General features: G+C 70.9%; 22 protein-coding genes and 1 tRNA gene. 15 read left to right on the plus strand and 8 right to left on the minus strand.

What is annotated here, in order from left to right; all coding sequences use genetic code 11:
- Window positions 1-14: 14 nt before the first annotated feature.
- Complete coding sequence (locus AMYTH_RS0134460; protein WP_027934042.1) at window positions 15-1,487, minus strand: S10 family peptidase; 1,473 nt, start codon at window positions 1,485-1,487, stop codon at window positions 15-17.
- On the opposite strand from AMYTH_RS0134460, the gene AMYTH_RS0134465 reads away from it, so the two are divergent.
- The 4 genes from AMYTH_RS0134465 (at window position 1,486) to AMYTH_RS0134480 (ending at window position 4,561) form a co-directional block, all read left to right on the plus strand.
- Window positions 1,486-2,226, plus strand: coding sequence for a uracil-DNA glycosylase (locus AMYTH_RS0134465; RefSeq protein ID WP_208722392.1), 741 nt, complete (start codon window positions 1,486-1,488; stop codon window positions 2,224-2,226). The two genes, AMYTH_RS0134460 and AMYTH_RS0134465, sit on opposite strands and share 2 nt — an antisense overlap.
- An 84-nt stretch (window positions 2,227-2,310) precedes the next feature.
- The gene (locus AMYTH_RS0134470) at window positions 2,311-3,636 is read left to right on the plus strand and encodes an NAD(P)/FAD-dependent oxidoreductase (protein ID WP_017984860.1); all 1,326 of its coding nucleotides are present in this window, start codon (window positions 2,311-2,313) and stop codon (window positions 3,634-3,636) included.
- A 42-nt stretch (window positions 3,637-3,678) separates the two neighbouring features.
- Window positions 3,679-3,752, plus strand: a tRNA-Leu gene (locus AMYTH_RS0134475).
- Between the two features lie 68 nt (window positions 3,753-3,820).
- Window positions 3,821-4,561 carry a lysyl oxidase family protein gene (locus AMYTH_RS0134480; RefSeq protein ID WP_027934044.1) on the plus strand — a complete coding sequence of 247 codons (741 nt, stop codon included), beginning with the start codon at window positions 3,821-3,823 and terminating at the stop codon, window positions 4,559-4,561.
- Between the two features lie 12 nt (window positions 4,562-4,573).
- Here the strand turns inward: AMYTH_RS0134480 and AMYTH_RS50975 are convergent, their stop codons facing one another.
- From AMYTH_RS50975 to exaC, 4 genes are all read right to left on the minus strand, one after another.
- Window positions 4,574-4,699, minus strand: a complete 126-nt coding sequence (locus AMYTH_RS50975; RefSeq protein ID WP_267283910.1) for a hypothetical protein — start codon at window positions 4,697-4,699, stop codon at window positions 4,574-4,576.
- A 150-nt stretch (window positions 4,700-4,849) separates the two neighbouring features.
- Window positions 4,850-6,715: a propionyl-CoA synthetase gene (locus AMYTH_RS0134490; RefSeq protein ID WP_027934045.1), complete on the minus strand. Its 1,866-nt coding sequence runs from the start codon at window positions 6,713-6,715 to the stop codon at window positions 4,850-4,852.
- A gap of 11 nt (window positions 6,716-6,726) precedes the next feature.
- On the minus strand, window positions 6,727-7,095 hold the full coding sequence (locus tag AMYTH_RS0134495) for a DUF779 domain-containing protein (RefSeq protein ID WP_027934046.1): 369 nt from the start codon (window positions 7,093-7,095) through the stop codon (window positions 6,727-6,729).
- Between the two features lie 2 nt (window positions 7,096-7,097).
- The gene (exaC, locus tag AMYTH_RS0134500) at window positions 7,098-8,621 is read right to left on the minus strand and encodes an acetaldehyde dehydrogenase ExaC (RefSeq protein WP_027934047.1); all 1,524 of its coding nucleotides are present in this window, start codon (window positions 8,619-8,621) and stop codon (window positions 7,098-7,100) included.
- Between the two features lie 160 nt (window positions 8,622-8,781).
- Between exaC and AMYTH_RS0134505 the strand changes: the two genes are divergently transcribed.
- Window positions 8,782-10,275: a GAF domain-containing protein gene (locus AMYTH_RS0134505; protein WP_027934048.1), complete on the plus strand. Its 1,494-nt coding sequence runs from the start codon at window positions 8,782-8,784 to the stop codon at window positions 10,273-10,275.
- On the opposite strand, the gene AMYTH_RS0134510 is transcribed toward AMYTH_RS0134505, so the two are convergent.
- Window positions 10,272-11,141: an MIP/aquaporin family protein gene (locus AMYTH_RS0134510; RefSeq protein ID WP_027934049.1), complete on the minus strand. Its 870-nt coding sequence runs from the start codon at window positions 11,139-11,141 to the stop codon at window positions 10,272-10,274. The genes AMYTH_RS0134505 and AMYTH_RS0134510 overlap by 4 nt on opposite strands.
- Before the next feature lie 385 nt (window positions 11,142-11,526).
- Here AMYTH_RS0134510 and AMYTH_RS0134515 point away from each other — a divergent pair, with 385 nt between their 5' ends.
- From AMYTH_RS0134515 to AMYTH_RS48255, 7 genes are all read left to right on the plus strand, one after another.
- A complete protein-coding gene (locus AMYTH_RS0134515; protein ID WP_223842968.1) occupies window positions 11,527-11,970 on the plus strand; it encodes a diol dehydratase small subunit in 444 nt (147 codons plus the stop codon).
- The gene (locus tag AMYTH_RS0134520) at window positions 11,967-13,655 is read left to right on the plus strand and encodes a propanediol/glycerol family dehydratase large subunit (protein ID WP_027934050.1); all 1,689 of its coding nucleotides are present in this window, start codon (window positions 11,967-11,969) and stop codon (window positions 13,653-13,655) included. Before AMYTH_RS0134515 ends, AMYTH_RS0134520 begins: the two co-directional genes overlap by 4 nt.
- 11 nt (window positions 13,656-13,666) lie before the next feature.
- Window positions 13,667-14,257 carry a propanediol/glycerol family dehydratase medium subunit gene (locus AMYTH_RS0134525; RefSeq protein ID WP_020419373.1) on the plus strand — a complete coding sequence of 197 codons (591 nt, stop codon included), beginning with the start codon at window positions 13,667-13,669 and terminating at the stop codon, window positions 14,255-14,257.
- Window positions 14,258-14,262: 5 nt separating this feature from the next.
- Window positions 14,263-16,098, plus strand: a complete 1,836-nt coding sequence (locus AMYTH_RS0134530; protein ID WP_027934051.1) for a diol dehydratase reactivase subunit alpha — start codon at window positions 14,263-14,265, stop codon at window positions 16,096-16,098.
- Entirely contained in the window at window positions 16,098-16,409 is a 312-nt protein-coding gene (locus AMYTH_RS0134535; RefSeq protein ID WP_037322914.1) for a glycerol dehydratase reactivase beta/small subunit family protein, read from the plus strand. Before AMYTH_RS0134530 ends, AMYTH_RS0134535 begins: the two co-directional genes overlap by 1 nt.
- Before the next feature lie 10 nt (window positions 16,410-16,419).
- Entirely contained in the window at window positions 16,420-16,839 is a 420-nt protein-coding gene (locus AMYTH_RS0134540) for a GlcG/HbpS family heme-binding protein (RefSeq protein WP_027934053.1), read from the plus strand.
- A 77-nt stretch (window positions 16,840-16,916) separates the two neighbouring features.
- Entirely contained in the window at window positions 16,917-17,612 is a 696-nt protein-coding gene (locus tag AMYTH_RS48255) for a class I SAM-dependent methyltransferase (RefSeq protein WP_084022733.1), read from the plus strand.
- Here AMYTH_RS48255 and AMYTH_RS49245 read toward each other — a convergent pair whose 3' ends face one another.
- Entirely contained in the window at window positions 17,613-17,987 is a 375-nt protein-coding gene (locus AMYTH_RS49245; RefSeq protein ID WP_157360710.1) for a hypothetical protein, read from the minus strand. It lies immediately after the preceding gene.
- A gap of 49 nt (window positions 17,988-18,036) precedes the next feature.
- The gene (locus tag AMYTH_RS0134560; protein WP_027934056.1) at window positions 18,037-19,215 is read right to left on the minus strand and encodes a helix-turn-helix domain-containing protein; all 1,179 of its coding nucleotides are present in this window, start codon (window positions 19,213-19,215) and stop codon (window positions 18,037-18,039) included.
- Window positions 19,216-19,391: 176 nt separating this feature from the next.
- Between AMYTH_RS0134560 and AMYTH_RS46300 the strand changes: the two genes are divergently transcribed.
- From AMYTH_RS46300 to AMYTH_RS0134575, 3 genes are read left to right on the plus strand one after another with little or no spacing between them, the layout of a single operon-like run.
- Window positions 19,392-21,368 carry an MMPL family transporter gene (locus AMYTH_RS46300; protein ID WP_037322915.1) on the plus strand — a complete coding sequence of 659 codons (1,977 nt, stop codon included), beginning with the start codon at window positions 19,392-19,394 and terminating at the stop codon, window positions 21,366-21,368.
- A gap of 32 nt (window positions 21,369-21,400) precedes the next feature.
- The gene (locus tag AMYTH_RS0134570; RefSeq protein WP_027934057.1) at window positions 21,401-22,975 is read left to right on the plus strand and encodes a CocE/NonD family hydrolase; all 1,575 of its coding nucleotides are present in this window, start codon (window positions 21,401-21,403) and stop codon (window positions 22,973-22,975) included.
- Window positions 22,976-23,908 (plus strand): R2-like ligand-binding oxidase, encoded by a 933-nt coding sequence (locus AMYTH_RS0134575; RefSeq protein ID WP_027934058.1) that lies wholly within the window; start codon window positions 22,976-22,978, stop codon window positions 23,906-23,908.
- Window positions 23,909-23,910 lie beyond the last annotated feature (2 nt).

Genomic DNA, 23,910 nt, shown 5'->3' on the forward strand with positions numbered 1-23,910 from the left:
GGCGGCACGCGGCGTCAGCGGTTGCTGCTCGATCGCACGAACTCCGCCAGGTCCTTCGACTGCTGCACCCGCGATGGCTCGTGCACGTACATCATGTGCCCGGCCGGGTAGTAGGCCGATTCGATGTTGCCGCGCAGGTTCTCCGGGATTTGCAGGTGCGCCAGCACGTGCTCGGCGGCGTAGTAGGGCGTCGCGCCGTCGTAGTAGCCCAGCGCCACGTGCACCTTCAGGTGCGGGTTGGCGCGCATCGCCGCGCTCAGCGCCTCCACCGCGGACACCGCGCGGCCTTCGAACTCCGAGTACGACCAGTTCCGCACCACGTCCATCGACAGGACCTCGTACGGCAGATCGTTCTCGTAGCCAAGCTCGGACCGGACGTAGTGGTTGAAACCGGCCGAATACGCCCCGATGATCCGGGACACCGAGGCGTCGTCGCTCATCAGTTCGCGTCCGCCGTCCGGCTCCCACGTCGTGAAGCGGCCGTCCATCCGGCCCGTGGTCAGCCCGCGCTCCCGCAGCAGCTCGGTGAAGAACCGCACGTGCTCGATCCGCAGGTTCACCCGGTCCACATAGGACTCGTCCAGTCCGGTCAGCGACGCCAGCTTCCGCACCGCCGCCGCCTTCTCCTCCGGCGTCAGCCGCGCACCCCGCTGCAGCGCCCACGGCAGCTCGCGCGCGGCGAACTCCTCCGCCTCGGCCAGCACGTCCGCCAGCTTCCGCTTGCCGTGCTTGCCGTGGTAGTGCGCGATCGCCGCGTACGTGGGCACGAACAGCGGGTACGGCTGGTCGTTGCCCTCGGTGAACCGGATCGTGCCGAAGTCCAGCACGCTCGAGATGAGCATCAGGCCGTTGAGGTAGAACCCGTGCCGCTCCTGCAGGTGCCCGGCCAGCGCCGCCGCCCGCAGCGTGCCGTACGACTCGCCGGCCAGGTACTTCGGCGACAGCCACCGGCCGTTGCGGGACGTCCACAGCCGGATGATCTCCGCCACCGACTCCACGTCCGCGGTGAACCCGTGGTAGTCCTTGGCGCTTTCGCCCTTCTTCGGCCGCGAGTAACCGGTGGACACCGGGTCGATGAACACCAGGTCGCTGTGCGCCAGCAGGGTTTCCGGGTTGTCCACCACGCGGTACGGCGGCGGCTCGGGCGAGTCGACGTCGCCGGACACCACCCGCCGCGGCCCCAGCACGCCCATGTGCAGCCACACGCTCGCCGAACCGGGGCCGCCGTTGAACGCGAACGTCACCGGCCGCGAACCCGGCTCCGCGCCGTCGAGTGTGTAGGAGGTGAGAAACACCTCGGCCTTGGCGGTGTGGCCGTCGAACTTGCCGTCGGTGTGCACTTCCTTGCGCAGCACGATCCGCCCGGTCTGGGCGGTGTACGCGAGTTTGCGCCGCTTGACGGTGAGCGTGTGCTGGGTGGTGACGAGGTCGTCGCTCGGCTCGGGCGCGGCCTCGGTCTTCGTCTCCTCTTCGGGGGTTTCCGGCATGGTCGCCAACCTAGCGGAGCACACTGACAACGTGCCCCGACCGAAACCCCGCACACTGACCGAACTGGACACGGCGGTGAGCGAGTGCCGCCGTTGCCCGCGTCTCGTCGCGTGGCGCGAGGAGGTCGCCGCGACCAAGCGGGCCGCCTTCGCGGACTGGACGTACTGGGGCCGCCCGGTGCCCGGGTTCGGGCCCGCGGACGCGTCGCTGGCCATCGTCGGGCTAGCCCCGGCCGCGCACGGCGCGAACCGCACCGGCCGGATGTTCACCGGCGACCGCTCGGGCGACTTCCTCTACCAGGCGCTTTACGACATCGGGCTGGCGTCGCAGCCGACGTCCACCCACATCGGCGACGGCCTGGAGTTGCGGGGTGTGCGCATCACCGCGCCGGTCAAGTGCGCGCCGCCGGCCAACAAGCCGCTGCCGTCGGAGCGGGACAACTGCCGCCCGTGGCTGGTGCGGGAGTTCGAGCTGTTACTTCCGACACTCCGCGCGGTGGTCGTGCTCGGCGCGTTCGGGTGGCAGGCGCTGCTGCCGGTGCTGGCGCAGACCTGGACGGTGCCGAAACCGGCGCCGAAGTTCGGCCACGGCGCTCACTTCGTCCTGTCCGGGAGCCCCGATCTTCACCTTTTTGGGTCATTTCACGTCTCGCAGCAGAACACTTTCACCGGACGTCTCACCCCGGCCATGCTGCGCGACGTGCTGGGCCGTGCGGCCACTGTGGCCGGACTCCTCTGAATCGTTTCGCGCTGGTCCGCGACCCTGGTCACAGGTGAGGAGGGTCTACGAGCGCCCAGCCGGTGGGAGTGGGAAGATGTGTCTATGGCCGCAGCGAAGTCGGAACCGACTCGGATCCTCATTCTGGGTGGCGGTTACGTCGGGCTCTACACCGCGTTGGGACTCCAGAAGAAGCTCCGCGCCAACGAAGCCTCCGTGACGATCGTCGACCCTCAGCCGCACATGACCTATCAGCCGTTCCTGCCGGAAGCGGCGGCTGGGGCCATCGAACCGCGCCACGTCGTGGTGCCGCTGCGGCGCGTGCTCAAGCGTTGCCACGTGCTCACCGCGCGGGTCAACAAGATCGAGCACGAGCGCAAGACCGTCACGGTGGAGGCCGCCGACGGGCACATCGAGCAGCTGAACTACGACGTGCTCGTGGTCGCGCTCGGCGCCGTGCCGCGGCTGCTGCCGATCCCCGGCCTCGCCGAAGAGGGCATCGGCATCAAGACCATCGGTGAGGCCATCTACCTGCGCAACCACGTGCTGACCAAGCTCGACGAGGCGGCCAGCACGCTGGACCCCGAGCTGCGCAAGCGCCTGCTCACCTTCACCGTCGTCGGCGGCGGGTTCGCGGGCATCGAGGCGCTGGCCGAGCTCGAGGACATGACCCGGTTCGCGACGCGGTACTACGAGAACATCCAGCCCGAGGACATCCGCTGGGTGCTCGTCGAGGCCGCGGGCCGGATCTTGCCCGAGGTGCGCGAGACGCTCGGCGTGTGGACGGTCGAGCAGCTGGAGAAGCGCGGCATCGAGGTCTACCTGTCGACCGCGGCGAAGTCGTTCGAGAACGGCCGGGTGGTCCTCTCGGACGGCACCGAGTTCGACAGCGACACGATCATCTGGACCGCCGGTGTGAAGGCCAACCCGGTGCTGGCCAACTCGGACCTGCCGATCGACAAGCGCGGCCGCGTCGAGGCGACCGCCGCGCTGCAGGTCGTCGGCCACCCGGACGTCTGGACCGCGGGCGACAACGCCGCGGTGCCGGACCTGTCGCGCACCGAGAGCGACCCGACGGCCACCTGCCCGCCGAACGCGCAGCACGCGGTCCGGCAGGCGCGGCACCTGGCGAAGAACATCATCAAGACGTTGCGCGGCGGCCAGCCGGTGGACTACTACCACAAGAACCTCGGCGCGGTGGCCGGCCTCGGCCTGCACAAGGGCGTCGCGGACGCGCTGAACCTGAAGATCAAGGGCTTCCCGGCCTGGCTCTTCCACCGCGGCTACCACCTCAAGGCGATGCCCACGTTCAACCGCAAGGTGCACATCCTGCTGGACTGGATGCTGGGCGGCCTGTTCCGGCGCGAGGTCGTCTCGCTGGGGCAGATCAACAACCCGAAGGAAGAGTTCACGCGGGCTTCGAAGTCCTGACCTGCGGTGGGGCTACGGGTGCCGTTCGCCTAGGCTGACGGTGCCCCCGTAGCCCAACCGGCAGAGGCAGTCGACTTAAAATCGATTCAGTGCGGGTTCGAACCCCGTCGGGGGCACTGACCTGTCGATGTGGCCGAGCGCGGGGTGCGTCTCCGGCAACCGCTGACTCTTGCCGGAGGTAACCGTGCTCCGCCGGATCGGGCCGCTCGTGCTGGCGGCTCTCCTGTTCGTCCCCGGGGTCGCGTCCGCCGAGGAGGAGTTGCGTCCCGACCTCGGCATGGCGCCGCTCACCGACGTGAAGGTCACGACGAGCCCGGCCGGCCAGCAGCAGCTCCGGTTCTCGGCGACGATCGTGAACGTGGGCCGGGGTCCGTTCGAGGTCGAGGCGTCCCGCGTGTCGGTGGACGCGCCGTTCCGGGTCGTGCAGCGGGTCTCGCGGGCGGACGGCTCGCGGGCGGACGTGGGCGTGCCGGCCGGGCTCGTGTACGGCGGCGACGGGCACGACCACTGGCACATCCGCGACCTCGAGACCTACCAGCTCGTGCGGCTGGACGGCGGCGTGGTGAGCGTGGCCGCGAAGGCCGGGTTCTGCTTCTACGACACGAGCTCCTACCGGCGCTCCCTGCCCGGCGCACCGCGGTCCAAAGTGTACTCGGAAAGCGGTTGCGGGGACCGCGGTTCGCTCACGGTGACGATGGGGCTGTCGGTCGGGTGGGCGGACCGGTACGCGTCGACGCTGCCGGACCAGTTCGTGGACATCACCGGCATCCCCGACGGCCGCTACCGGCTCATCGCCACGGCAGACGCGCAGGGGCAGTTCACCGAGGCGGACCGCACCAACAACGCGACGTGGGTGGACCTCTCGCTGACCAGCCGGAAGGGCCGCACGACGGTGCGGGTCCTCGCACACGGCCCGGCGGCCTGAGCGGCTCCGGTCTCAGGCGCCGAACCGCCTGCGGACCTCGACCGCCTCGTCGCCTGTCAACCAGGTGATCGCGAATTCCCGTCCGTAGCAGTCGAAGCTGCCGGAGGACAGTTCGGCCACGGCGTCCTCGGTGAACATCCAGCCGCCGTCAGTTCGCGATGTGGGTCCGCAGTCGCACGCGATCAGTATGCGGTGGGGAAGGACGTTTTCCGGCCTGGTTTCGGACGCTGCTGCTGCCCGCGATGTCCCGGCTGGTGAACCGCGCGCCACCCGTTGTCGCGCTGTCTGCTAGCCGCCTGTGGAAAGCACCTCCCGCAGCTTTTCCAGCACCGCGGGGTCCTCGATCGTCGACGGGACTGCCTCGGCGCGGCCTTCGGCTATTGCGCGCATCGATTTGCGCAGGATCTTGCCCGATCGCGTCTTCGGCAGCGCGTCGACGACGGTGACCGAGCGGAACGCCGCCACCGCGCCGATGTCCCGGCGCACCGCGGCGATCAGCTCCTCCGCCAGGCCCTCCGCGGACGCACCGGCCTTCAAGACGACGAAACCCCGCGGCAGCTGGCCCTTCAACGAGTCCGCCACCCCGACCACGGCGCACTCCGCCACCGCGGGATGCGCCGCCAGCACGGCCTCCATCGCGCCCGTCGACAACCGGTGGCCCGCCACGTTGATCACGTCGTCGGTCCGGCCCATCACGAACAGGTACCCGTCCTGGTCGACAAATCCACCGTCGCCGGTCAGGTAGTACCCGGGGTACCGCGACAGGTACGACGTCACGTACCGCGAATCGTCGTTCCACAAGCCCAGCAGCGTGCCCGGCGGCAGCGGCAGCCGGACGCATACCGCGCCCTCCGCGCCGCGCGGCACCTCCTCGCCGGACTCCGCCAGGATCCGCACGTCGTAACCGGGCATCGGCACGCTCGGCGAGCCCGGCTTCAGCGGCAGCGGCTCCAGCCCGCGCGGGTTGGCCGCGATCGCCCAGCCCGTCTCGGTCTGCCACCAGTGGTCCACCACTGGCACCCCGAGCCGCGCCGTCGCCCACTGGTACGTCTCGGGGTCCAGCCGCTCGCCGGCCAGGAACAGCGTCCGCAGCGTCGGCATGTCCCGCAGGAGCTCACCCGACGGGTCCACCTTCTTGATCGCCCGCATCGCCGTCGGCGCGGTGAACAGCGCCTTCACCCCGTACGTCGAGATCACGCGCCAGAACGCGCCGGCGTCCGGCGTGCCGACCGGTTTCCCTTCGTACAGCACAGTCGTCGCCCCGACCAGCAGCGGTCCGTACACGATGTAGGAATGCCCGACGACCCACCCGACGTCGGACGCGGTCCACCACACCTCGCCCGGCCCGATGTCGTAGATGTTCGCCATCGACCAGGCCAGCGCGACCGCGTGCCCGCCGTTGTCCCGCACCACGCCCTTCGGCTTGCCCGTCGTGCCGGACGTGTACAGCACGTACAACGGGTCGGTCGCGGCAACCTCCACACAGGACACCGGCGAAGCGTCCGCCACCAGGTCAGCCCAGTCGTGTTCACCCGGTCGTAGCGCAGCCCGCACCTGATCCCGCTGGAACACCACCACCTGGGGCGACTCGCCAGACAACGCGATCGCCTCGTCCACGATCGGCTTGTACTCGATCACCCGCGCCGGCTCGATGCCGCACGAACCGCACACCACCACCTTCGGACGCGCGTCGGCGATCCGCACCGCCAGCTCCTTCGGCGCGAACCCGCCGAACACCACCGAATGCACCGCGCCCAGCCGCGCGCACGCCAGCATCGCGATCACGGCCTGCGGGATCATCGGCAGGTAGAGCACCACCCGGTCGCCGCGCTCGACGCCCAGCCCGCGCAGCGCACCGGCGAACCGCGAGACCTCGTCCAGCAACTCCGCATAGGTGTAGCGGGCCGACGAACCGGTGACCGGTGAGTCGTAGATCAGCGCGACGCGGTCACCGTGACCGGCGGCGACGTGCCGGTCCAGCGCGTTGTAGCAGGTGTTCAGCCTGCCGCCGGGGAACCACCGGTACCAGGGCGGGTACTCGGCGTCCAGCGCGCGGTCCGGCTGCCTCGTCCAGCTGATCGTCGACGCCGCGGACAGCCAGAAACCCTCCGGATCACGCAGACTTTCCTCGTAGACGCCGGCGTACCCGCCCATGCCCCGTCCTCTCAGTCCAAAGCAGACAACTCTTCGTCGGTCAGCAACCGCGACCGGATCAGGAACCGCACACCCTCCGGGGCCTCCAGCGAGAACCCGCTGCCCCGGCCGGGAACCACGTCGATCGTCAGGTGCGTGTGCCGCCAGTACTCGAACTGCGCGGCCGACATCCACACCGGGATCGGGTCCGGCACCCCGGCGACCGTGAGGTCGCCGAGGTGCACGTCGGATCCGCCGGTGCGGAACTCCCCGGCCGGGTAGCACATCGGCGCGCTGCCGTCACAACACCCACCGGACTGGTGGAACATCAGCGGACCGTGCTGTCCGGTCAGCCGCCGCAGCAGGTCCGCGGCGGCGTCGGTGAGATCCACCCGGCTCATGATCAGAAGAACCCCTGCGCGTTCGGCGAGTACGACACCAGCAGGTTCTTCGTCTGCTGGTAGTGGTCGAGCATCATCTTGTGGGTCTCGCGCCCGATGCCGGACTGCTTGTAGCCGCCGAACGCCGCGTGCGCCGGGTAGGCGTGGTAGCAGTTCGTCCACACGCGACCGGCCTGGATCTCGCGTCCGGCGCGGAACGCGGTGTTGCCGTCGCGCGACCAGACACCCGCGCCCAGCCCGTACAGCGTGTCGTTGGCGATCTTGATGGCGTCGTCGTAGTCGTCGAACTTCGTCACCGACACGACCGGGCCGAAGATCTCCTCCTGGAAGATCCGCATCTTGTTGTCACCGGCGAACACGGTCGGCTGGATGTAGTAGCCGCCGGCCAGCTCGCCACCGAGGTCGGCCTTCCCGCCGCCGGTGAGGACCTGCGCGCCCTCCTGCCTGCCGATGTCGATGTAGGAAAGGATCTTCTCGAACTGGTCGTTCGAGGCCTGCGCGCCGATCATCGTGTCGGTGTCCAGCGGGTGGCCCTGCTTGATCTTCTCGACGCGCGCGACGCCGTCGGCGAGGAACCGGTCGTAGATGGACGACTGGATCAGCGCGCGCGACGGGCAGGTGCAGACCTCGCCCTGGTTGAGGGCGAACATCGCGAAGCCCTCCTGCGCCTTGTCGTAGAACGCGTCCTGCTCGGCGGCGACGTCGGCGAAGAAGATGTTCGGGCTCTTGCCGCCCAGCTCCAGCGTGACCGGGATGATGTTCTCGCTGGCGTACTGCATGATCAGGCGGCCGGTGGTGGTCTCACCGGTGAAGGCGACCTTGCGGATGCCCTTGTGCTGGGCCAGTGGCTTGCCCGCCTCGACACCGAAGCCGTTGACGACGTTGATGACGCCGGCCGGGACGACGTCCGCGATCAGGCTCAGCAGCACGTGGATCGACGCCGGGGTCTGCTCCGCGGGCTTGAGTACCACGCAGTTGCCTGCCGCGAGCGCGGGCGCGAGCTTCCAGGTGGCCATCAGGATCGGGAAGTTCCACGGGATGATCTGGGCGACCACGCCGAGCGGCTCGTGGAAGTGGTACGCCACGGTGTCCGCGTCGACCTGGGAGATGCCGCCCTCCTGCGCGCGGATGGCGCCGGCGAAGTAGCGGAAGTGGTCGATCGCCAGCGGGATGTCGGCGGCCAGGGTCTCGCGGACCGGTTTGCCGTTCTCCCACGACTCGGCGACCGCGAGCTTCTCGAGGTTGGCTTCCATCAGGTCGGCGATCTTGAGCAGCACGGCGGCGCGCTCGGCGGGGGAGGTGCGACCCCACGCGGCGGCCGCCCCGGTGGCGGCGGCGACCGCGCGGTCGACGTCCTCGGCCGTCCCGCGCGCGACCTCGGTGAAGGTCTTGCCGGTGACCGGCGTCGGGTTCTCGAAGTACTCGCCCTTCGCCGGCGGGACGTACTCGCCGCCGATGAAGTGGTCGTACCGCGGTTCGAACGCGACGACGCTGCCGGTTTCGCCCGGCGCGGCGTACTTCGTCATGAGCCTGCCTCCTGGATCGGTCTTCGGTGCGAACGGCTTCGGCGCACCGGGCGCCAAGCTAGGGAAGGCGACGTTGCAGCGTCGTTGCAACGGTTGCCGAACGCGGCACGCGCCCGGCATGCTTTCGGTGCCCGTTCCGTCGACGACGCCGGAGTGCTCAATGGACGCCGAAACCGTGACCGACGCCCCGACGGCGCTGCACCTGGCGTCGGACCCGGCGGCGCAGTTCGAGGTGCTGCAACAGGTTCGCGATGCGACTCTGAGTGGTGCTCGCGCGCAGTTTTCACCCCGTCCGGTGATTTCCGAGTCCTGGCAACGCTCACTCGCCGCGCACATCAATCCGGACGACTTCCGTCCGCCGATCGTCTACGCGCCGGACGAAGTCGCCGACGTCCGCGATGCCCACCCGTTGCACGCCGTTCTGCCGACGCTGCGGGAACTGCTGGGCAGCATCGCCGACGAGTCGCGGCACGTCATGATCGTCACCGACGCCGAGGGCACGATCCTGTGGCGGGAGGGGCCCGCCAACCTGTGCAGCCAGGCCGACCCGGTCGGGCTGTGCGAGGGGACCGGCTGGTCGGAGCGGGCGATCGGCACCAACGCGATGGGCACCGCGCTCGCCGTGGACGCCCCGGTGCAGATCTACTCGGCCGAGCACCTGGTGAAGACCTACCACGGCTGGACCTGCGCGGCCGCCCCGATCCACGACCCGGACACCGGCGACCTGCTCGGCGCGATCGACGTCAGCGGGCTGCTCGACACGCTGCACCCGGCGACGGTTTCGCTGGTCAACGCCACCGCGCAACTCGCCGAGAGCCACCTGCGGCGGCGGATGGAGTGGCTGGACGGCCAGCTGCTGACGAAGAACATGCCGCACCTCGCGCGGCTGCGTGGCGAGCCGGGCGCGCTGCTCACCCCGACCGGGCGGGTGATCGCGGCCGACCGGCTCGGGCGGCTGCCGAAGCGGGTCGCGGTGGACGCCGACCGCGTGCTGCTCGACGACGGCCGGGAGGCGCACGTCGAGCCGCTGCCGGAGGGGTACCTGCTGCGGCTCCGGACGACCACGGCCACCCGGCGCCCGACGCTCGAACTGTCCTTCCTCGGCGACAACCCGGCCGCGGTGATGAACGGCCGCGCCCTGCCGCTCACCCTGCGGCGCGCGGAGATCCTCGCCCTGCTCGCGCTGCACCCCGCCGGGCTGACCGCCGAGCAGCTGGCGTTGCAGCTCTACGGCGACGACGGCAACCCGACGACCGTGCGCGCGGAGATCCACCGGCTGCGCGGTCAGCTCGGCGGCGACGTCATGCGAGCCAAGCCCTACCAGCTGCGAGCCGAGGTCAAGGCCGATTTCCTGCGCGTGCGGCTGGCGTTGAACAGCGGTGATGTCGCCGCGGCGGTGGCGGCCTGCCCGGCGCCGCTGCTGAGCCGGTCGGACGCGCCCGCCATCCGCGCCGAGCGGGAGCAGCTGGTCGCGGCCGTGCGCACCGCCGTGCTCGGGCACCCCGATCCGGACGTGCTGTGGACGTTCGCGCAGAGCGAGACGGGCCGGGACGACGTCGAGGTGTTCGAGCACCTCACCCGCCGCCTGCCTGCCGACGACCCCAGGCGGGCCGTGGCGTCGGCCCGCCTGGAGTGGCTGCTCGGCGAGGACTAGCCGACGAACTTCTCCTCGGCGACCTGCCGCGCGTGCAGCACATCACCGATGAAGAAGTCGTACAGCAGCGCGCCGACCACGGCGCCGACCAGCGGGCCGACGATCGGCACCCACAGGTAGGGCGCCATCGCGGTGTCACCCCAGCCGGCGAAGAACGCGAACAGCCGCGGGCCGAAGTCGCGCGCCGGGTTGATCGCGTAGCCGGCGTTCGCGCCGAAGGACAGCCCGATCGCGGCAACCGTGAAGCCGATCAGCAGCGGCCCCATCTTCGGGGAGACCGCCTTGTTGCGGGCGTCGATCAGGGCGAGCACCACCACGAGCAGCACCGCCGTGCCGACGACCTGGTCCAGCAGCGGGCCGAACCAGCTGGCGAAGTACGGCGCCGGGACGGTCGCGAAGATCGAGAACGTCGTCTCGCTCTTCGGCGTCCCGGCCGCGGCGTCGAACGCGCTGATCGCCGGGCGGTAGACGGCGTACACGAGCGCGGCGCCGGTGAACGCGCCGGCCAGCTGCGCGCCCCAGTAGCCGGGCACCTTGCGCCACGGGAACCGCCGCCGCACGGCCATCGCGAGCGTGACGGCGGGGTTGAGGTGCGCCCCGCTGACGCCGCCGGCCACGTAGACCGCGAAGGCCACGGCGAAGGCCCAGCCCCACACGATCAGCAGCCAGTCGCCGGTGCCCTGGAAGATCGTGGTGGCGCCGGCGGTGCGCCCGGAGCCGGGCAGGCCCGCGACGGCCATCGCCACGCAGCCGTCGCCGAGGGCGATGAGCAGGAACGTGCCGAAGAACTCGGCGAGCAGGTCGCCGCGGCCGCCGGTCAACCGGTGCAGGCCGGCGGGCCGGCGCAGGGGTGCCACATCGGTCACTGGGTCCTCCTTGACGCAGTACGGATGCCGCACAGGTTGCGAAGCCGCGGGTTGCACCGACGTTGCGCCGCTGGGTTGGCCGCGGTTCGCCCGGGTGTTCGGCTCCCGGCGGGAGTGGCCGCCGCGCCCGCCGGGGAGGGCAGGGGTGGTGCCGGGAGGGACCAACACGGCGCCCGGCGCGGCGAACACGCCGCCGGGAGCGGCGAGCAGGCCACCGCAAGGGGCCATCACGGTGCCGGGGATGACCGCGGCGGGGTGCCAACACGCTGGGGCGGCTGCGGCCCGTTGGCCCATTCGAGTGGGAGTTCGCCGAGCCGATTGGCCACTCACCTCGAGCCGCGAAGTGCAACGTTGATGCAACGTGACGCCGCTTACGGTCCGGCCCGTGACTACTCCGAGCCAGGTGGACCTCGACCCGGGCCGGGACTACCCGCTCGCGGCGCGGCGCCCCGAACTGCTGAAGACCCCGACCGGAAAACGCCTCGACGAGCTCACCATGGCGGCCGTGCTCGCCGGTGAGGTCGCGCCCGAGGACCTGCGCATCGCGCCGGAGACCCTGCGCCTGCAGGCCCAGATCGCCGAGCGCGTCGGCCGCCCGCAGCTCGCCCAGAACTTCCGCCGCGCGGCGGAGCTGACCGCGCTGCCCGACGAGCTGGTGCTGTCGATCTACAACTCGCTCCGGCCGCGCGCCTCCACCAAGGAACAGCTCGGCGAGATCGCCGACGAACTGGAGTCGAAGTACTCCGCGACGCTGTGCGCGCAGCTCGTCCGCGAGGCCGCCGACGTCTACGAACGACGCGACATCCTGGCACGGGAGGACGGCCGATGACGGGCGCACGACGGTCGAAGCGGACCGAGGCTCTGGAGCGGCGGCCGGTCAACCTCGACGGGTTCGTCGAGGAGTGGCCCGAGGTCGGCATGGTCGCGATGGACAGCCCGTACGACCCGGAGCCGGGCGTGCGCGTCGAGGACGGCGTGATCGTCGAGATGGACGGCAAGCCGCGGGCCGAGTTCGACTTCCTCGACCAGTTCATCGCCGACCACGCCATCGACGTCGAGGCCACCGAGCACGCGATGGCGGTCCCCGCGGTGGAGATCGCGCACCTGCTGGTCGACCCGCGCGCCACCCGGCAGGACGTGCTCGCCCTGACCCGCGGGCTCACCCCGGCGAAGCTGCTCGAGGTCGTCAAGACCATGAACGTGGTCGAGATGATGATGGCGCTGCAGAAGATGCGCGCCCGCCGCACACCGGCGAACCAGGCGCACGCGACCAGCGCGCGGGACAACCCGGTGCAGGTCGCCGCCGACGCCGCGGAAGCCTCGCTGCGCGGGTTCCGCGAGCTGGAGACCACGCTCGGTGTCGTGCGGTACGCGCCGCTGGTGGCGATCGCGCTGCAGGTCGGCGCCCAGGCCGGGACCCCGGGCGTGCTGACCCAGTGCGCGCTCGAAGAGGCCACCGAGCTGGAGCTGGGCATGCGCGGGATCACCGCGTACGCCGAGACGATCTCGGTGTACGGCACGGAGCCGGTGTTCTGCGACGGCGACGACACGCCGTGGTCCAAGGCGTTCCTCGCCTCGGCCTACGCCTCGCGCGGCATCAAGATGCGGTTCACCTCGGGCACCGGGTCGGAGGTGCAGATGGGCAACGCCGAGGGCAAGTCCATGCTGTACCTGGAGATCCGCTGCATCCTGGTGACCAAGGGCGCCGGGGTGCAGGGCCTGCAGAACGGGTCGATCAGCTGCATCGGCGTGCCCGGCGCGGTGCCCGCCGGGATCCGCGCGGTGCTCGCGGAGAACCTGATCGCGAGCATGGTCGACCTCGAGTGCGCCTCCGGCAACGACCAGTCGTTCTCGCACTCGGACATGCGCCGCGTCGCGCGCCTGCTGCCGCAGCTGCTGCCCGGCACCGACTTCGTCTGCTCGGGCTACTCCTCGACGCCGAACTACGACAACATGTTCGCCGGATCCAATGTGGATGCCGAGGACTACGACGACTGGAACGTGCTGCAGCGCGACCTCCAGGTCGACGGCGGACTGCGGCACGTGCCGGAGGCGGAGATCCTCGCCGCCCGCAACCGCGCCGCCCGCGCACTGCAGGGCGTGTTCGCCCAGCTCGACCTGCCGCCGATCACCGACAAGGAGGTCGAGGCGGTCACCTACGCGCACGGCAGCAAGGACCTGCCGCTGCGGGACGTGCTGGAGGACCTGAAGGCGGCGCAGTCGGTGATGGACCGCGGCGTGACCGGGGTGGACATCGTGAAGGCCCTGGACGGCGCGGGGTTCACCGACATGGCCGAGTCGTTGCTGGCGGTGCTGCGGCAGCGCGTGTCCGGGGACCTGCTGCACACGTCGGCCATCCTGACGCCCGAGCTGGAGACGCTGTCCGCGATCAACGACGTCAACGACTACGCGGGCCCGGGCAGCGGCTACCGGCCGACCGGGGCGCGCTGGGAAGAGATGAAGCGTCTGCGCCACGTGGTGAGCGCGCAGAACCCGGAGCAGGAAGTCGTCTGAGGAGGAGTGCCATGACGGACACCAGTGTGGGCAGCCGGCGCACGCTCACCCTCGACGAGCGCGGGCCCGCCGGGCCGGGCACGCGCAGCGACGAGGTGGTCATCGGGTTGTCGCCCGCGTTCGGCGACTTCTTCACCAAGACCATCGTGGACATCCCGCACGCGGAGGTGCTGCGCGAGCTGCTCGCCGGCATCGAGGAGCAGGGCGTGCACGCGCGGGTGATCCGGTTCCGCGGCGGCTCGGACCTCGCGGTGATCGCCCATGCGGCGGCGAAGCTGTCCGGTTCGGGCATCGCGGTCGGTGTGCTGTCCCGGGGTACCACGATGATCCACCAGAAGGACCTGGTGCGACTGTCCAATCTGGAGCTGTTCCCGCAGGCGCCGCTGATGGACCTGGAGACCTTCCGCAAGGTCGGCCGCAACGCCGCCCGCTACGCCAAGGGCGAGTCGCCGGAGCCGGTGCCCGCGCGCAACGACTTCATGGCCCGCCCGCGCTGGCAGGCGAAGGCGGCGTTGCTGCACATCAAGGAGACCGAGTTCGTGGTGCCCGGCGCCGGACCCGTCGAGCTGGACGTGCGGATCCAGCTGGCCGACGCGGGCTGATCGCGATGGCGCTCGTGGTTGGCGTCGACATCGGGAACTCGACCACGGAGGCCTGTGTCGCGGAGATCGGTCCGGGCGGGCGCGTGACGTACCTGTCCGGGGCGCTCACGCCGACGTCCGGGGTGAAGGGCACCACCGACAACGTGCCCGGGGTCGTCGAGGTCGTGCGGCGGGCGCTGTCGTCCGCGGGGCGGCCGGTGCGCGAGCTGAGCGCGGTGCTGGTCAACGAGGCCACGCCGGTGATCAGCGGGCTGGCGATGGAGACGATCACCGAGACGATCGTGACCGAGTCGACGATGATCGGGCACAACCCGGACACGCCCGGCGGCGCGGGACTCGGCGTCGGCGAGACCGTCGCTTTTGGATCGCTGCCGGACTGCGCGCCGGGCGCGAAGGTGATCTGCGTGGTCGGGTCCGGTGTGGACTTCGAGGACGCGGCGGCGGGCATCAACAAGGCCGTCGCGCGTGGCGTCGAGGTCACCGGCGCGATCGTGCTCGCCGACGACGCGACACTGATCGCGAACCGGTTGTCGGCGCCGATCCCGGTGGTCGACGAGGTCACGCTGGTGGAGAAGGTGCCGCTCGGCATGCCGGCCGCGGTCGAGGTGGCCGAGCCTGGCCGGACCATCCGGACCCTGTCGAACTCCTACGGCATCGCGACCGTCTTCGACCTCGACGCCGAGCAGACGCGGATGATCGCGCCGGTCGCGCGGGCCCTGGTCGGCAACCGGTCCGCGGTCGTCGTGCGCACGCCGAGCGGGGACATCACCGGGCGGCGCATTCCGGCCGGGAACCTGACGTTGATCGGTGAGCAGGTCAAGCGGTCGGTGGAGATCGACGCCGGTGCCGCGGAGATCATGGCGACCCTGCGCCGGGTCCGGCCGTTGACCGACGCCACCGGCGAGGCGGGCACCCACGTCGGCGGCATGCTGGCGCGGGTGCGTGACACGATGTCCGAGCTGACCGGCACCGCCGTGGGCGCGGTGCGGATCCAGGACGTGCTGGCCGTCGACACGTTCGTGCCGCAGGAGGTGACCGGCGCGCTCGCCGGGGAGTTCGCGCTGGAGAACGCGGTCGCGCTGGCCGCGATGGTGCGTACCAGCCGCGGCCCGATGCGGCTGCTCGCCGAGAAGCTGCGTGAGGCGCTGGGGGTCGAGGTGCTGATCGGCGGGGTCGAGGCCGACATGGCGGTGCTCGGCGCGCTGACCACACCGGGCACCGGGCGGCCGGTCGCGATCCTCGACCTCGGCGGTGGCTCCACCGACGCCGCGGTGGCCGGGGACGGGGTGGTGCGGTCGGTGCACCTGGCCGGGGCGGGCGACCTGGTGACGAAGCTGATCGACTCCGAGCTGGGCCTGGACAACCGGGAGCTGGCCGAGGACATCAAGAAGTACCCGCTGGCCAAGGCCGAGAGCTTCTTCCACGTGCGGATGGAGGACGGCACCGCGCGGTTCTTCGACGAGCCACTGCCGGCGGAGGCGTTCGCGCGGGTGGTCGTGTTGTCCGACGCCGGGATGCGGCCGGTGCCCACCCGGCACAACCTGGAGAAGATCCGCCAGGTGCGGCGCTCGGCGAAGCACAAGGTGTTCGTGGTCAACGCGTTGCGGGCGCTGGAGCAGGTCGCGCCGGGCGGGAACCTGCGGCAGATCGGGTTCGTCGTGGTGCTCGGCGGGTCCGCGCTGGACTTCGAGATCCCGGACATGATCGCGGAAGCGGTGGCCGGGATGGGGATCGTGTGCGGCACGGGCAACGTGCGCGGCAGCGAGGGGCCGCGCAACGCGGTGGCGACCGGGCTGGTCGCGAGCCACGCGCTGGACGTGTCGCTGGAAACGGCGGGCTGATGCGGGGGCCGGCGGTGGTGCTGCGGTGCTTGGACGCGAAGTCGCCCGTGCTGCGGGAGATCCGGGCCGGGCTGGAGGAGGAGGGCGTGCCGCTGGTGGTCGAGGAGGTGTCCGGAGGGGACGCGCTCGTGCTGGGGTACGCGGCGGCCTGCCTGTCCTCTTTGGATGTCGGGATCGGGGTGGCGGACGAGGTGTGCGTCCACCACGCCAAGCGCCCGGCTGGTTCGCCCGCCCTGACCGGGCCGCTGTCCCGCGCGCGGGTGCTCGGACACAACGCGGCCCGCATGGTCGTCGGAATTCCGCTCAAGTGAAGGAGAAAACGTGGCACCACGTCTCGCACTGGCCGATGCGCAGCCGGTTCTCGAAGCCGCGCTGGCGAAGGCCGAGGAGATCGAGCAGCCGATGAACGTGGCCGTCGTCGACGACGGCGGGCACCTGATCGCGTTCGCCCGGCAGGACGGCGCGATCCTCGGCAGCATCGACATCGCGATCCGCAAGGCGCGCACGGCCGCGCTGCTGAAGATGACGACGGCCCAGCTGGGCGAGGCGGCGGCGCCCGGTGCGCCGCTGTACGGGATCGAGGTGACCAACGGCGGGCTGGTCATCTTCGGCGGCGGGATCCCGCTGGTGCGTGGCCGGGAGGTGGTCGGGGCGATCGGGGTCAGCGCCGGTTCGGTCGAGCAGGACACCGAGGTGGCCGAGGCGGGCGTGGCGGCCTTGCCGAAGCGGGGGCGCCGCTGACAGAGTCCGGGCATGACGGTCTCGCCGCGTTGCTGCCCGCGCGCATCCGCCCGTCCACGCTGCTTCAGGAGGTACCGGTGAGCCGGGAGATCCGCTCGACCGAGGACGTGCTCCGGCTGCTGGACGGGATGGTGGCGCCGGGGGTTCGCGGAGGCGGGTGGGACGGCTTCTACGCGGACCGGGACGTGCCGTTCGGGGTGGACAAGCCGGACGAGAATCTGGTCGCCTGGATCGAGGGCGGCCTGATCCCGCCGGGGCGCGCGCTGGACGTGGGCTGCGGGCCGGGGCGCAACGCGCGGTACCTGGCTGCCCAGGGCTTCGACGTGGATGCGGTCGACATATCGCCAACCGTGATCTGCTCAGCCGCCGGTGCGGCGGCAGGTGGTGGAAGCACCCGGAGGCGTAGACCAGGTCGTACCCGCCGCGGAGGGACACCTCGAAGATGTTCCCGCAGTGGAACCGCACACCGGCGTCCCCAGCCGCCCTGTCTGCTGTTCGGGAAGTCCACCCTGCGGACGGCGCTCTTCCGCACCCGGGGGCGGCGGGCGCGGGAGGACCGCGCCACGGTGCTGCGCGGGCTGCTGACGATCTACGACCAGCGCCACGACCTGGTCGACGCCCTGTGGGAGGCGACGGACCCGCAGGTCGCGGTGCAGCAGGTGCTCGGCGTCAGCGAGCTGCAGGCGCGGGCGGTGCTGGACCTGCAGTTGCGCCGCCTGACGCCCTCGCAGCGGGACCTGCTGCGCGAGGAGCTGGAGCAGCTGGAGGAGTAGTCAGCACTCGCTCTTCGGCAGGTAGCCCTGCTCGCAGGCGTACTCGCGCTGCAAGTCGCCCGAGGTCTTGCCGCGGCCTGGGCCGCCCGGGTCGAGGTAGCCCTGGTACTCGGGGCATTTCGGGTTGAACCGGCCCGCGTTCACGGCCCGCTGGCCGCAGCCGGGCCCGCTGTCCGCACGCGGCGAGCGCTTGGTCGTCAGGCGGGTGGACGTGCTCGGCGATGGTGTGACCGGGACCGGCGAGGGCGGCGAGGTCGCCGCCGACGGCGAACTGGTGGACGGCGCGGACGTGGGCGGAGGCGCGGCAGGCTTCTCGCCGCAGGCACTCACGGCGAGGACCACAGCTGCCACCAACCCGGCGACGCGCGCCTTCATGCCTGTCAGTCGCAGCTACTGCGGCCGGCGTTAACCCGTTATCACCCGGCTACTCCGGCTTCGTGCCGAGCAAGTGGTGCGCTTCCAGCGTGATTTGCATCTTCAGCCGCTCCTGGGGGTCTCCCAGGCGGGCCCCGAACAGCTCCGTCAGCTGTGCCACCCGGTAGCGCACCGTTTGCGGGTGGATGTCCAGCAACCGCGCGATTTCCAGCGTGCTTCCGTTGCACTTGAGCCACGCCAGGAGCGTCTCGGCCAGCCGTAGCTGCTGCTTAGCCGTCAGGGACGCGAACGGGGCCAGCACCCGGGCCGACAACTCGTCCAGCAGGAAGCGTTCCTGCAGCAACCACAGCGCCGTCAGGTGGTCCGCCGCGTGCACCACCTGTGCTTCCGGGATCACGCCACCGCGCGCCAGTTCCAGCGTGCGCCTCGCACAGTGGAGGGACGTTGCGGCGTCCGAGATCCGCACCCGGGGGCCCACAGCCGCCCGCCAGTGGGGCATCTCCGGCAGATCCCGGGACGGGTCCGGGGTGATCAGGCACGGCTCGGCACCTTCCAGGTCCAGCAACACGTCGTCGCCGAGGGTGGGGGCGAACTGCTCCTCCGTCAGCGGCTCCAGCGCGACCACGGTGACCCACTCGGGCAACGTCCACTGCGCTGCCTTCGCCATCGACGCGACCGCCGCGGGCGATGATGGTGGCGTGGCCAGGATCAGCTCCAGCAGCCGGCGTCGCCGCCGTTCCAGCGTGCCCGTCGCGCGCGCCTGGGCCAGCGTGTAACCCTCCACGGAGTACGACGAGATCTCGTCCACGTACGCGAAAATCGCCTCCGCGCTCACGCACAGCATCGGCACCGGCAACCGCATCGACTGGCCGAAGCTCGACACGTACCGCCAAGCCGCCTGGCCACCCGCGCGGTACGCCGCCTGCAACGAGTTCAGGCTCCCGCCGTCGTGGTACACGCGCTTGCCCACCTCGTGGAACAACTTGCCCCAACGGTCCGGTGTGGACCGTGTGTCCTCGATGCTGTCCAGGCAACTCAGCACCGCCTGTTCGATCGCCCGCACGATCACCTCGCCGAACTGCCCCTCCAGCGGCTTCGCGTACTCGGGCACCGCGTGCTGGATCTCGTCGAGGATCTTCGTCGCCAGCCGGTCCGCGTGCGGGCGGAACCGCCGGGCGAGCTCCGCGGGCAGCGAGAGCCACAGTCGCCGTGCCTGACCGGTCGCCATGTCCCGAATCAACGCACATCCGCCCACACCACGCAACGCTCGCCCGCCGACACTGTCACGGCTGAACGCACCCGCCGCGGAAAATGTGTCACCGGCAAGCGAAAAACCCCGTCACCCCTGTTCCCGCGCGGACGCCGTTGTTAGCTTGGCGCTCCGGCCAGGTTGGGAGGAGGTGGATGGCAGGACTCGCGTCACGGTGCTTCCGGCATGCGCCCTGGGTGATCGCGTTGTGGTTGCTCGCCCTCGCCGGTCTCGTGCTCGCCGCGCAACACGCCGGCGCCGCGTACCGGGACACGGTCGCGTTGCCTGCCGCGGACAGCACGAGCGCCGCAGAGCTGTTGCCCAAGGGCGACACCGAACGCGTGGTCATCACCACCACCGGCACGATCGACGCGGCCAGGGACCAGATCGAACCGCTGCTCCGCAAATTGTCCGATTTGGACCACGTCAGCCAAGTGGTTTCGCTGTACGCCGCGCCGGAACTGGTGTCGGCCGACCGGCGAACCGCGGTGATCGTCGTCAGCTTCGACGCCCCCGCCGACCAGCTCGGCCCCGAACTGGCCGGGGAACTCGTCGAAACCGCGCGAACGGACAACCTGACCGTCGGCGTCTCGGGGCAGCTTGCGGCGATGACGGTCGGCGCGCCCAACCTCGGCAACGCCGGCATCGGCCTGATCGCGGCCGCGATCGTTCTGCTGATCACGTTCGGCTCGCTCACCTGCGTGGTGCTGCCGGTGTTCACCGCGGCGGTGTCGGTCGGGTCCGCGCTGGCCGTGGTCGTGCTGCTGTCGCACCTGCTGACCGTGCCGAAGATCAGCACCGAGATCGCCGCGCTGCTCGGCCTCGGCGTCGGTATTGACTATGCGTTGTTCGTGCTCACCCGCTACCGGCAGGGGCTGCGCGAAGGCCTGCCACCGGGTGCGGCGCTGGAACGCGCGGCCGACACCTCGGGCCGCAGCGTGGTGTTCGCCGGGGTCACGGTGTGCCTGTCGCTGGCCGGGATGTTCACCGTCGGCATGGCGTTCCTGAACGGCATCGCCATCACCTCCGCGGTGTCGGTAGGCCTCACCATGCTCGCGGCGCTCACGCTGCTCCCGGCGCTGCTGCGGTTCACCGGCATGCGGAAGCTGCCCCGGCATTCCGCGCCCGGCCGCGGCTGGGCCGGGCTGGCGCGCTCGGTCACCCGGCGGCCTGCGCCCTACGCGATCGGCGCGGTGCTGGTCATCGTGGTGCTGGCGGCGCCGGCGCTGGGACTGCGGCTGGGCGTGCCCGGCACCGGCCACGATCCGCCCGGCAGCCCGACGAAGGTCGCCGACACGCTGCTCGCCGAGGGGTTCGGCCCTGGCGCGAACGGCCAGCTGGTCCTCGTTGCCGAGCGGCCCGATCCAGTGGCCGCCGATGCCCTGCGCGAGATCGTGGCCACCAGAGCGGACGTCTCGCCGGGACCGGTCCCGACCGTCACGCCTCACACCGGGCCGGACGATCCGGCCACCGCGGAACTCGTGGGATGGCTGCGGGAGGTTGCGGGCCCCGGCTGGCACGTCGGTGGCGCGGTCGCCGTGCAGACCGACTTCTCGGCCGCGGTGACCAGCCGCTTGCCGCTCTTCCTCGCCGCCGTCGTGGCGATTTCCGTGCTGCTGCTGGCAATGGTGTTCCGCAGCGTGCTGATCCCGCTGACCGCGGCGGTGATGAATTTGCTCACCGCGGGCGCGACGATCGGCGTGGTGGTGGCGGTGTTCGGCGGCCCGATCGAGCCGTACCTGCCGGTGTTCCTGTTCGCGGGCCTCTTCGGGCTGTCGATGGACTACGAGGTCTTCCTGATCTCCCGCATCCAGGAGGAGTGGCGCCGCACCGGCCGCACGTGCACCGCGATCGTCGACGGGCTCGTCTCGACCGGGCGCACCATCACCGCGGTCGCATTGATCATGGCGCTGGTGTTCGCGGCGTTCGCGTTCGTGGACAGCCGGGTCGTGCGTGAAGCCGGCGTCGGGCTGACCGTCGCGGTCCTGCTGGACGCGGTCGTGATCCGCTGCCTGCTCGTGCCCGCCGTCATGGTCCGGCTGGGCGCGGCGAACTGGTGGCCATCGCGCCGTCGTGAGCATCCGGCCGCGCCGATCCCTGACGCACGTGACAAAGCCGGGTGGATCCATTGAACGGCAAGGGTTTGATCGTTAGCGTCGGCCCGATGAAACACCGCGTGACCGCCGTCGTTCTCGCGTTGCTGGGGACCGTCCTTCCGGGAGTGTCCACCGCCGCCGGGGGTTTCGGCACGCAGTTCCTGGACATCCACGCGGCCGACGGGGTCGCGCTCGGTTCGATGGTGATGGAGCCGTCGTCGCCGGGTCCCCACCCGCTGGCCGTCCTCATCGGAGCGTGGGGCGGCGGCCGGACGCAGAACATCGTTCCGGCACGGGACCTGGCGAACCGCGGCTACGTGGTCGTGTCCTACGGCGCACGGGGTTTCGGCGAATCGACGGGCGAGGTCGAGGTCGCCGGGCCGGAGGACATCAGCGACGTCACGGCGGTGATCGACTGGGCGCTGCGCAACACCGACGCGGATCCGTCCCACATCGGAGTCGGCGGCGTGTCCTACGGCGCCGGGATCGCGTTGATCGCTTCCGGTTTCGACCCGCGGATCCGGGCCGTGGCCTCGCTGAGCGGGTGGGCCGACCTGGTCGCCTCGCTGAGCACGAACGACACCCGGCACGGCCTCGCCGGCCTGGTGCTCTACCTGTCCGGCAAGGCGAACGGCACGCTCAGCGCGGAAACCGACGCCATGCTGCGGACCTACCTGGAACCACGCATCTCCGACGCCGACTCGGCGGCCGTGATCGAGTGGTCCCGGCCCCGCTCGCCCGCGACGTACCTGGACCGCATCAACGCGAACCGGCCTGCGGTGCTGGCCATCCAGACGTGGAGCGAGACGATGTTCCCGCCGGGCCAGATGGCCGAGTTCTTCCAGCGCCTGACCGTGCCGAAGCGCGCCGAGTTCGTGCCCGGCGACCACGCGGCCACCGAATCCGGCGGCCTGCTCGGGCTGCCCAGCGACACGTGGACCTCGGTCTACCGCTGGTTCGACGCCCACGTGGCGGGCACCGAAACCTCGATCGCAGGCGAACCGCCGGTCGTCACCCGCGCCCGCCCCGGGATGCAGCAACCGGCGTATCGGTCCACTTGGGACGATGTGCTGGGCGAGCCGAGGCGTGCCTACCTCGGCGCCGACACCCTGCAGGACCAGCCCGCCGCGTGGAGCCGCAGCGTGGCGGCGAACCGGGACACCGTCGCCGACGGCGGCGTGCCGCTGGCGACCTACAGCCTGGAGGCGATGACCGGCAACCCGCCGAACATCTTCCTGCCCCAGGTGGACCCGGGCAGTGGCGCGGTGTGGAACCAGGCGCCCACGGGCGAACCGGTCGAGATCCGCGGCTCGATGCACGCGCACCTGACCGTGATCCCGCCCGCCGCGACCGGCACCGCGGTCGCCTACGTCTACGACGTCGACCCGATCGGCATGGGCAGCCTGATCAGCTACCTGCCCTACAGCTGGAAGACCGCCACGCCCGGACAGCCGTTGCCGGCCGACTTCGTGTTCACCCCCACCGCGTACACCGTCGCCGCGGGCCACCACCTCGCGCTCGTCATCGACTCCAAGGACCCGCTGTTCCTGGACTGGAACTCCGGCGGCGGGCGGCTTGGTTTCGCGTCCACCGCCGCCGATCCGGCCTGGCTCGACGTACCTGTGCAACCCGGGAGGGCTTGAGTGACCACCACCATCCGCGAGGAGTTCACCGCGCTGCGCGCCGGCGGCCTCAACTGGGACGTCCTGCCGCTGCGCCTGTTCGCCAAGGGCAACGCGAAGTTCTGGAACCCGGCCGACATCGACTTCGGCCAGGACGCGCGGGACTGGGCGGCGCTGTCGGACGCGCAGCGGTTCGCCGCGACGATGCTGTGCGCGCAGTTCGCCGGCGGCGAGGAGGCCGTCACGCACGACATCCAGCCGTTCCTGTCCGCGATGGCCGCGGAAGGCCGGTTCGCCGACGAGATGTACCTGACCCAGTTCTGCTTCGAGGAGGCCAAGCACACGCAGGTCTTCCGGCTGTGGCTGGACGCCGTCGGAGTCACCGGGAACCTGCACGAGCACGTCGAGGACAACCCCGGCTACCGTGCGATCTTCTACGATGCCCTGCCCACGGCACTGGAGCGGCTCAAGCACGATCCCTGCCCGGCCAACCAGGTCCGCGCCTCGGTGGTCTACAACCACGTCGTCGAGGGCGTGCTCGCGCTGACCGGGTACTTCGTGTGGAACCGGGCCTGCCGCGCGCACGGCATCCTGCCCGGGATGCAGGAGCTGATCCGCCGCATCGGCGACGACGAACGGCGGCACATGGCGTGGGGCACGTTCACCTGCCGCCGCCACGTCGCGGCTGACGATGCGAACTGGCAGGTCGTGCAGGACGAGATGCAGGCGCTGTTACCGCACGCCATCGCGCAGATCGAGTGGACCACGAAGAAGCTCGACGGCGACCCGTTCGACTTGCGGCTGGACGGGGTCATGGAGTACGCGGCCGACCACGCGATGCGCCGCCTCAAAGCGATCGAGTCGGCGCGGGGGATGCCGGTGCGCCAGATCGATCTGGACTACAGCCCGGAGCAGCTGGAAGAGGACTTCCACGACGAAGACGCGGCACGGTGAGC

The sequence above is a fragment of the Amycolatopsis thermoflava N1165 genome, from assembly GCF_000473265.1.
Classification (GTDB): Bacteria; Actinomycetota; Actinomycetes; order Mycobacteriales; family Pseudonocardiaceae; genus Amycolatopsis_E; species Amycolatopsis_E thermoflava.